The 1,869-nt window shown below is 70.3% G+C and carries 1 protein-coding gene; it reads left to right on the plus strand.

The window, feature by feature from the left end; translation table 11 throughout:
* On the plus strand, nt 1–1,869 hold a 1,869-nt coding region (locus AC1D12_RS32275; protein ID WP_477845231.1), incomplete at both ends, for a M16 family metallopeptidase.

The raw sequence follows: 1,869 nt of genomic DNA on the forward strand, positions 1-1,869 counted from the left end.
CTTCGCGAGCTTCTCGGCCAACGACGAGAACCTGCGCTGGTACCTGGACTGGCAGGCCGATGCGATGGTCAACAGCTTCATCGCCCGCCGCGACCTCGACACCGAGATGACGGTGGTGCGCAACGAGATGGAGATGGGCGAGAACAGCCCCGACCGCATCCTGCTGCAGAAGACCGTCGCCACGATGTACGAGTGGCACAACTACGGCAAGGACACCATCGGCGCGCGCGCCGACGTCGAGAACGTCGACATCCCGCGCCTGCAGGCCTTCTACCGCCAGTACTACCAGCCCGACAACGCGACCCTGATCGTCTCGGGCAAGTTCGAGCCGGCCAAGGTGCTGCGCTGGGTCGGCGACGCGTTCGGCAAGATCCGCAAGCCCACGCGCAAGCTGCCGGTGCAGTACACGCTCGACCCGGCGCAGGACGGCGAGCGCAGCGTCACGCTGCGGCGTTCGGGCGGCACGCCGCAGATCTTCGCGGCCTACCACGTGCCGCCAGCGGCGCACCCCGACTACCCGGCCATCGAGGTGCTCGATCTGGTGATGGGCGACACCCCCTCCGGCCGCCTGCACAAGCGCCTGACCGAGAAGCAGCTGGCCGCCAGCACCTTCGGCTTCGCGCAGGCGCTGGCCGAGCCGGGCTTCACGCTGTTCGGCGCGCAGCTGGCACCGGGCCAGGCGGTCGAGCCGGCGCGCGAAGCGCTGCTGGCCACCGTCGAATCGACCGCGAGCGAGCCCGTCACCGACGAGGAATTCAAGCGTGCCCAGGGCAAGTGGCTGAAGGCCTGGGAACAGGCGTTCACGAACCCCGAGACGGTGGGCGTCTCGCTCAGCGAATCGGTGGCCCAGGGCGACTGGCGGCTGTTCTTCCTGCTGCGCGATCGCGTGCGTGACCTGAAGCTGGCCGACGTGCAGCGCGTGGCCGACCAGCGCTTCATCGCGTCGAACCGCACGCTGGGCATCTACCTGCCCACCGACAAGCCGCAGCGCCCGCCGGCGCCGGCCAAGGTCGACGTCGCGGCCGAGCTGAAGGGCTTCAAGCCGCAKCAGGCCCAGGCCACCGCCGAGGCCTTCGACAGCTCGCCGGCCAACATCGACCAGCGCACCCAGCGCTTCCAGGTCGGCGGCGTCAAGGCGGCGCTGCTGCCCAAGGCCTCGCGCGGCGGCACCGTGCATGCGACGCTGACGCTGCACTTCGGCACCGAGAAGAGCCTGGCCGGCCTGAACGACGTGCCCGACGTCACCGCCGCGCTGCTCGACAAGGGCACGAAGACGCTGACCCGCCAGCAGGTGCAGGACCGGCTCGACGAACTGAAGACCGAAATGAGCATCAGCGGCGGGCCAGGGCGCGTGAGCGTCAACCTGCTGTCACGCCGCGAGACGCTGCCGCAGGCGATCGCGCTGGTCGCCGACCTGCTGCGCAACGCCAGCCTGCCGGCCGACGCGCTGGACGAGCTGAAGCGCCAGACGCTGGCCGCGATCGAGCAGCAGCGCAAGGAGCCGGAGAGCGTGGTCGACAACGCGCTCGGCCGCATCGGCAACCCGTACCCGCGTGGCGACGTGCGCTACGTGCGCAGCTTCGACGAGATGGTGCAGGACGTGAACGGCCTGACGCTCGCGCAGGTGCAGGCCTTCCACCAGCGCTTCTACAGCGCGGCGCACGGTGAGTTCGGCGCGGCCGGCGACATGGATGTGCCGGCGGTGAAGGCAGCGCTGCAGGCCGCGTTCGCCGGCTGGCAGAACGCCGAGCCGTATGCGCGCGTGCTGCAGCCGCTGGTGCCGATCCCGCCGCAGCGCGTGGTGCTGCCGACGCCCGACAAGCAGAACGCGACGATGCTGGTGCGCCTGGGCGTGCCGCTGCAGGACAC

The organism is Rhizobacter sp. P1_G5 (assembly GCF_056405435.1).